This is a genomic window from Mycolicibacterium vinylchloridicum (assembly GCF_013404075.1).
GTDB classification, from domain to species: Bacteria; Actinomycetota; Actinomycetes; order Mycobacteriales; family Mycobacteriaceae; genus Mycobacterium; species Mycobacterium vinylchloridicum.
Window position 1 is genome coordinate 66,368 of the sequence record NZ_JACBJQ010000031.1, and the last position, 7,533, is coordinate 73,900.

Here is a 7,533-nt window from a genome sequence, read left to right on the forward strand (position 1 = left end):
TTCGCGTGCCCAAACCAGCGACCCAGCGCCCACGCGTTCCCAGCGTGGGCCGGCTTGGTCTGGTCGAGCGGTCGGCCGCAGCTGATCTGACGAGGCTGGGTTGGGACACCGATTCTCACGTCGAACTGCTGTGGTCACTGTCGCGGGCACCCGATGCCGACGTCGCGCTGCAGACGATGAGCCGGCTGGCCGACGCGCTGGGTGGTGACTGGCCGCAGCTGAATTCCGCACTGCTGAAGGACCGTGGGCTGCGCGGCCGGTTGTTCGCCGTGATCGGCTCGTCGCTGGCACTGGGTGACCATCTGGTGGCCAACCCGGCATCGTGGCACCTTCTCGAAGGCGCCGTGACTCTGCCCGACCGGGCTGGACTGCGCCGGCTGTTCGACGATTGCATCGCCGAATTCGGTACCGCGCCAGCCACAATCATGCCGCGGCTGCGTACGCTGTATCGCGACCAGCTGTTGATCCTGGCCGGACTCGATCTGGCCTCGACAGTGGAGAACGAACCCGTGCCGGCGTTCTCCACGATCGGGGAACACCTGTCGGACATCGCCGACGCGGCGCTGGATGCCGCGTTGAAGGTGGCGGTGGCGACGGTCTGCAAGGAGGATGTCACCCCGCCTCGTCTCGCGGTGATCGCGATGGGTAAATGCGGTGCGCGGGAATTGAATTACGTCAGCGATGTCGACGTGATCTTCGTGGGTGAGGACGCCGGTTCGGTGACCACCCGGGTTGCCGGGGAGATGATGCGGCTGGCGTCGGACACGTTCTTCGAGGTCGATGCCGCGCTGCGTCCCGAAGGCAAGCAGGGCGCCCTGGTACGCACCCTGGACTCGCACGTCGCCTACTACCAGCGGTGGGCGAAGACGTGGGAGTTCCAGGCGCTTCTGAAGGCCCGGCCGGCCGTGGGAGATGCAGAGCTGGGGGAGCAGTACATCGCCGCGCTGATGCCGATGGTCTGGACCGCCTGCGAGCGTGAGGATTTCGTGCCGGAGGTGCAGGCCATGCGCCGGCGGGTGGAGGCGCTGGTGCCTGCCGATGTGCGGGACCGCGAGATCAAACTCGGGACCGGCGGCTTGCGTGACGTCGAATTCGCAGTCCAGCTCCTGCAATTGGTGCACGGTCGTACCGACAAGTCGCTGCATGTGGCCTCGACGGTCGACGCGCTGGCAGCGCTGGGGGCCGGCGGCTACGTCGGACGCGACGACGCCGCCAACCTGACCGCGTCGTATGAGTTCCTGCGGCTGCTCGAGCATCGGCTGCAATTGCAGCGCCTCAAGCGAACTCACATGCTGCCCCCCGCCGAAGACGAGGAAGGGATGCGCTGGCTGGCCCGCGCGGCGCACATGCGTCCCGACGGCACCCACGACTCGCTCGGCGTACTACGCGAGGAGATCAAGCGGCAGAACCTCCGGGTATCGCGGTTGCACGCCAAGCTTTTCTACCAACCTCTGCTCGAGTCGGTCGGCCCGTCCGTCGGGCTCTCGCCCGGTCTGACGCCGGCCGCCGCCGAACGGCAGCTGGCCGCGCTGGGTTACGAAGGCCCCCAGAGCGCGCTGACGCATCTGAGCGCCTTGGTCAACCAGAGCGGGCGGCGCGGCCGGGTCCAGTCGGTGCTGTTGCCACGATTGCTGGACTGGCTCTCGGACACCCCCGACCCGGACAGCGGCCTGCTGGCGTATCGGCGGATCAGCGAGGCGCTGTCCGACCAGCGTTGGTATCTGAGCACTTTGCGTGACGAGGGTGCCGTCGCCAAGCGGCTGATGCGAGTGCTGGGCACGTCGGCCTATGTGCCCGAGCTGTTGATGCGGGCGCCGGAGGTGATTCAGCAGTACGCCGACGGTCCGGCCGGGCCCAAGCTCTGCGACACCGACCCCGACGCCGTGTCCCGTGCCCTGATCGCCTCGACGGCACGGCATGCCGACCCGGTGCGCGCGATCGCGGCCGCCCGAACGTTGCGCCGCCGCGAACTGGCCCGGGTGGCCTCCGCCGATCTGCTGGGCTTGCTCGAAGTCCGGGATGTCTGCAGCGCACTGACATCGGTGTGGGTGGCGGTGCTGCAGTCGGCACTGGACGCGGTGGTGCGCGCCAACACTCCTGACGACGGTGCGGTCCCGGCCAAGCTCGCGGTCATCGGCATGGGTCGCCTCGGCGGCGGCGAGCTGGGCTACGGCTCGGACGCCGACGTGATGTTCGTCTGCGAGGCCAACCCCGGCGTGGAGGAGTCGCGCGCCGTGAAGTGGTCGGTGACAGTCGCCGAACAGGTGCGCGCACTGCTCGGAACGCCCAGTGCGGACCCGCCTTTGGAGGTCGACGCGAATCTGCGCCCGGAGGGTCGGCAAGGTCCGCTGGTGCGCACGCTGGCTTCCTACGAGGCGTACTACGCGCAGTGGGCGCAGCCGTGGGAGATCCAGGCGCTGCTGCGGGCCCACCGGGTGGCCGGCGATCTGGATCTCGGGCACCGTTTCCTGCTGATGGTGGACAAGACGCGCTACCCGGCCGGCGGGGTGTCCGCCGAAGCGGTGCAGGAGATCCGGCGGATCAAGGCGCGGGTCGATGCCGAACGGTTGCCCCGCGGCGCCGACCCGAACACCCACACCAAGCTCGGACGCGGTGGACTGGCCGACGTCGAGTGGACGGTGCAGTTGCTCCAGCTTCGCCATGCCCATCAGATCGCCGCGCTGCACAACACCTCGACGCTGGCCACACTGGATGCGATCGGCGCCGCCGAACTACTGGCCGAGGACGATGTGGACCTGCTGCGTCAGGCCTGGCTGACGGCGACCAGCGCCCGTAACGCGCTGGTACTGGTGCGAGGCAAGCCGACCGACCAGCTGCCCGGCCCGGGACGTCAGCTGAACGCGGTGGCGGTGGCCGCCGGCTGGCACAACGACGACGGCAGCGAGTTCCTGGACAACTATCTGCGGGTGACTCGACGCGCTAAAGCCGTGGTGCTCAAGGTATTCGGAGGCTAGCGCGATGGATTTCGAGTTTGGCGTGATCAGCGCCGACGAGCACGACCGGATCGGGGCGCTGCACGAGCCGCTGGCCGAGTCGGTGCGTCGACTCATCGAGGCAAGCCTGCACAGCGGAGCCGACGCGGACACCATCATGGCCGCCAAGCAGACCATCGACGAGGTCACCGAGATGCTCGAGCGCACGCCGAGCGATCGGCCGCGCGTACTGCGGCACGAAGAGACGGGCCTGCCGGTGGTGTGGCGCAATCCCGCTGTGGGACGGCATAATCCGCTGGCACCGCCGATGAACACCCATCACGAGGACGGCCGGGTGTGGACCGAGTTCACCCTCGGGCCGGTGTACGAGGGCCCGCCCGGGCTGGTGCACGGCGGCATCTGCGCGCTGCTGCTCGACCAACTGCTCGGTGAGGTTGCCACCCATCAGCTGAGCAAGCCCAAATTCACCGGCACCATCACGCTGAAGTATCTGCGTGGCACGCCGCTCGGAGCGTTGCGGGGCGAGGCGTGGGTGGAGCGGACCGAAGGTTTCAAGACGTATGCGCGCGGATTTCTCAGCGACGCACAGGGAGCGACTGTCGAAGCAGAAGGGGTTTTCATCATGCCGGCGTGGGCGAGGGATATAGCGTGAATTTGAAGTTCTATGTCAGCGTTGCGTTCCTGGAGACCAGCGAGATCGTCGAGATCGCCAAGGCCGCAGACGACCTCGGCTATGAGGGACTCGGCATTCCCGACCATGTGGTGAACCTCGAGACCCTGGCCACCCCGTACCCGTACACCAAGGACGGCGAGCGGCGCTGGCAACCGTTCACCGACTGGCCCGACCCGTGGGTGCTGGTGGGAGCGCTGGCGCAGGCCACAAGCGAGATCAAGTTCGTGACGACGGTGTACATCCCTGGGATGCGTGACCCGTACTCGGCCGCCAAATCCATTGGCACTGCGGCGTATCTGGCTGGTGGCCGCGTTGAGCTCGGCATCGGCGTGGGTTGGTGTGAAGAAGAGTTCACGCTGATGGGCCAACAGTTCGCCAAGCGGGGCAAGCGCACCGACGAGATGATCGAGCTGATGCGGGCGTTATGGCAGCCCGGCTGGACGGAGTTCGACGGCGAGTTCTACCAGACTCCGCGGCTGGAGATGATGCCCACGCCGCCGCACATCCCGGTCTACAGTGGCGGACTCTCGGACATCGCGCTGCGGCGCGCGGCCCGTCTTGACGGCTGGATCGGCGACCTGATCAGCCTGGACCAGGCGATCCTGCGGGTGGACAAGTTGCGTGAGCTGCGCGCCGAAAAGGGTTTGACGATGGACGGTTTCGAGATCCTGACACCGTTGACCGACGCATTCACCATCCCGCACTACGAGAAGGCCGCCGCGGCGGGCATCACCGGCATCGTGACGATGCCGTGGATGTTCTACTCCGGACCCGATGCATCGCTGGCCGACAAGATCGACGGTATGCGGCGGTTCCGCAAGGATCTGGCGCTGGACGCCTAGCGTTTACCGCGGACGGCGTCCAGTGCGTAGGCGCCACCGCCGGTGAACACCAGCAGCAGGAAGCCGAAGCACAGTGCGACGGCGAGCTCGCCGCCGTTGACAACGGGCCAGAAGCTCTTCTCGATGTGCTGGGTGAAGTAGGCGACGGCCATCTGCCCGCAGGCGATGAACGCGGCGATCCGGGTGAACAGTCCGATCGTAATCAGGTTTCCCAGAACCAGTTCCAGGATTCCGGCGTACCAGATCGGCCACGAACCGGTCTCCACGCCGTAGGGCTGGGGCCAGTCGAATACTTTCGAAAGTCCCTCGAAGAGGAACAGCAGTCCGAAGAAGATCCGGAACACGCTGAGGGCGGCAGGTGTGTTGCTGTCGAGGCGAGCATCAAGTCTCTGCGTCATGGGATCAACCCTACTGATCTGGCTGTCTGCGCGACAGCCAACAGGTGCCTGTGAAGCTGCTTACGGCTCGGCTCGTTGACGCCGGTGCCGATTAGGGTTCAGCTCTGTGCGGGGGTATTCGGTTGCCAGGCTGAGGCGACGTACGTCAATTCGTGGCGTGGTGATGATGGTGTTCGCCGCCGTCGTGATCGGTCTGTCGGTCGCGACATTGCGCTACCACCCGGCCCCACCCGTCGAAGCGCCTTCGTCGCCGCAACCCCCGTCAACCGTCGGCGCGGCTCCGATTCCGCCACCCGCACCCAAACCTGTTGCCGCTCAGCCAACTTCGGTCCACCCGACGGTCACCAGAAAGCCATGAGTCCACCCGCTCGGCGGACTGTGCCGCGCGAACGGGTGGACTCAAGCGAACTGCTACGCCGATTTACACGTCGTAGTACAGCGAGAACTCGTACGGGTGAGGCCGGATCTGCACGGGCAGGATCTCGTTCTCACGCTTGTAGGAGATGTAGGTCTCGATGAGGTCCTCGGTGAACACGCCACCCTCGGTGAGGTATTCGTGGTCCTCTTCGAGCTTGTCGATGACGGCCGACAGCGAGGTCGGCGCCTGCGGGATCGCGGCGGCCTCGTCCGGCGGCAGCTCGTAGAGGTCCTTGTCGACCGGGGTCAACGGCTCGATCTTCTTCTTGATGCCGTCGATACCGGCCATCAGCATGGCCGCGAACGCCAGGTACGGGTTGCCGGAGCTGTCCGGGCAACGGAACTCGAGGCGCTTGGCCTTCGGGTTGTTGCCGGTGATCGGGATACGCACACAGGCCGACCGGTTGCGCTGGCTGTACACCAGGTTGATCGGGGCTTCGTAACCCGGCACCAGGCGCTTGTAGGAGTTCACCGTCGCGTTGGTGAACGCCAGCAGCGACGGCGCGTGGTGCAGGATGCCGCCGATGTAGTGGCGGGCGATGTCCGACAGACCCGCGTAGCCGGCCTCGTCGTGGAACAGCGGCTTGCCGTCCTTCCACAACGACTGGTGGGCGTGCATGCCCGAGCCGTTGTCGCCGAAGAGCGGCTTCGGCATGAAGGTGACGGTCTTGCCGTTGGCCCACGCGGTGTTCTTGATGATGTATTTGAACAGCAGCACATCATCGGCCGCGTGCAGCAGCGTGTTGAACTTGTAGTTGATCTCGGCCTGCCCGGCGGTACCCACCTCGTGGTGACCGCGCTCCAGCGTGAAGCCGGCGTTCTGCAGGTTGGTGGCCATCTCGTCGCGCAGATCCACGTAATGGTCGTACGGGGCGACAGGGAAGTAGCCGCCCTTGGGGCGGACCTTGTAACCGCGGTTGGCCGAGCCGTCGGCCTCGAAAGGCTCACCGGTGTTCCACCAGCCCGACTCGGAGTCGACCTCGTAGAAGGTTCCGTTGATCTTCGAATCGAAGCTCACCGAGTCGAAGATGTAGAACTCGGCCTCGGCACCGAAGTATGCGGTGTCGGCGATGCCCGTGCTGGCCAGGTAGTTCTCGGCCTTGCGGGCGACATTGCGCGGGTCGCGCGAGTAAGCCTCCCGGGTGAACGGGTCGTGCACGAAGAAGTTCAGGTTCAGCGTCTTGGCGGCCCGGAACGGGTCGATGCGCGCGGTCTCGGGGTCCGGCAACAGCATCATGTCGGACTCGTGGATCGACTGGAAGCCGCGCACGGACGAGCCGTCGAACGCAAGGCCGTCCTCGAACACGCTCTCGTCGAACGCTGAGGCGGGGATGGAGAAGTGCTGGACCACGCCGGGCAGATCACAGAACCGGATGTCGACGTACTCGACTTTCTCATCCTTGATCAGCTTGAACAGGTCGTCAGCGTTCTTTTCTGCCACTTACTAACTCCTTCGGTGCAGCCGGTTTTGCGCAGGTCTCGGCACAGGGGTTTGTTAACCCGCGGTTGACGCTATGAAGTTGATGTTGCACCCCCGTCAAGTGCATGTTGCGCCGACGTTACGCATCCTAGGTGGCGGGGCCTGGTCGCGTGCCCGCATATCCTGGGGCCATGGCGCGCGAGATTGGGTCCTGGCTGTCCGGACCGGAACCGGTGACGCCCGGTGACGAGGCTGCCTGGCCCGGCCAGGCGCTGGGCCTGCCCGAATCCGGACCGGGTTCGCTGGCCCGGATGGGCCGCCGTTTCCTGGCGCTGCTGATCGATTGGTTGATTGCCTACGGGCTGGGCGCGCTGGGGATGTCGCTGGGGATCGTCAGCATCTCGACGCTGTCGACGGTTGTGCTGGCGATCTGGTTCCTACTGGGGGCCCTGTCGGTCCGGCTGTTCGGGTTCACCCCGGGGCAGTACGCACTCGGGTTGATGGTGGTCTCGGTCGACAACCGCCAGCATGTCGGGATCGGGCGGGCAATCGTGCGCGGGCTGCTGCTCTCGCTGGTGATTCCGGGCCTGTTCACCGACGCCGACGGCCGTGGCCTGCAGGACAAGTTCACCGCGACGGCTGTCGTACGCCGGTAGTACACTCGAACGCATGTTCGAAGAATTGGTGATGATCGACCTGGATGCCGGAGAAGCGGCGCTGGTCGAGCGGATTGCGGAGCTGGAGTGGCTGAAGTCCGCGGCCTCGGCTGCGCAGGCTCGGTTGGCTGTCGCGCTGGATGAGTCGCGGCGCTCTGCTGAGGCGGCGGCGG

6 protein-coding genes are annotated in these 7,533 nt (G+C 66.1%); 4 read left to right on the forward strand and 2 right to left on the reverse strand.

The genetic code is table 11. From position 1 onward, the window contains the following. The first annotated feature begins 5 nt into the window (after positions 1–5). The 3 genes from HPC46_RS23130 to HPC46_RS23140 are packed head-to-tail and all read left to right on the forward strand — an operon-like array spanning position 6 to position 4,469. Entirely contained in the window at positions 6–2,975 is a 2,970-nt protein-coding gene (locus tag HPC46_RS23130; RefSeq protein ID WP_179474268.1) for a bifunctional [glutamine synthetase] adenylyltransferase/[glutamine synthetase]-adenylyl-L-tyrosine phosphorylase, read from the forward strand. A 4-nt stretch (positions 2,976–2,979) separates the two neighbouring features. Further along, the gene (locus HPC46_RS23135) at positions 2,980–3,606 is read left to right on the forward strand and encodes a PaaI family thioesterase (protein WP_179474270.1); all 627 of its coding nucleotides are present in this window, start codon (positions 2,980–2,982) and stop codon (positions 3,604–3,606) included. 2 nt (positions 3,607–3,608) lie between these two features. After that, positions 3,609–4,469, forward strand: coding sequence for a TIGR03619 family F420-dependent LLM class oxidoreductase (locus tag HPC46_RS23140; protein ID WP_179474290.1), 861 nt, complete (start codon positions 3,609–3,611; stop codon positions 4,467–4,469). Here HPC46_RS23140 and HPC46_RS23145 read toward each other — a convergent pair. Continuing rightward, positions 4,466–4,867, reverse strand: coding sequence for a DoxX family protein (locus HPC46_RS23145; RefSeq protein WP_179474272.1), 402 nt, complete (start codon positions 4,865–4,867; stop codon positions 4,466–4,468). The genes HPC46_RS23140 and HPC46_RS23145 overlap by 4 nt on opposite strands. A gap of 421 nt (positions 4,868–5,288) precedes the next feature. After that, the gene (gene glnA, locus HPC46_RS23150) at positions 5,289–6,725 is read right to left on the reverse strand and encodes a type I glutamate--ammonia ligase (RefSeq protein ID WP_174401114.1); all 1,437 of its coding nucleotides are present in this window, start codon (positions 6,723–6,725) and stop codon (positions 5,289–5,291) included. Positions 6,726–6,895: 170 nt separating this feature from the next. Here glnA and HPC46_RS23155 point away from each other — a divergent pair, with 170 nt between their 5' ends. After that, positions 6,896–7,360 carry an RDD family protein gene (locus HPC46_RS23155; protein WP_179474274.1) on the forward strand — a complete coding sequence of 155 codons (465 nt, stop codon included), beginning with the start codon at positions 6,896–6,898 and terminating at the stop codon, positions 7,358–7,360. Positions 7,361–7,533 lie beyond the last annotated feature (173 nt).

Bases quoted from the DNA above. Each gene is read 5' to 3' on its own strand.
- HPC46_RS23145 (WP_179474272.1), bottom strand. From the start codon at position 4,867: ATGACGCAGAGACTTGATGCTCGCCTCGACAGCAACACACCTGCCGCC.
- HPC46_RS23155 (WP_179474274.1), top strand. From the start codon at position 6,896: ATGGCGCGCGAGATTGGGTCCTGGCTGTCCGGACCGGAACCGGTGACG.
- HPC46_RS23135 (WP_179474270.1), top strand. From the start codon at position 2,980: ATGGATTTCGAGTTTGGCGTGATCAGCGCCGACGAGCACGACCGGATC.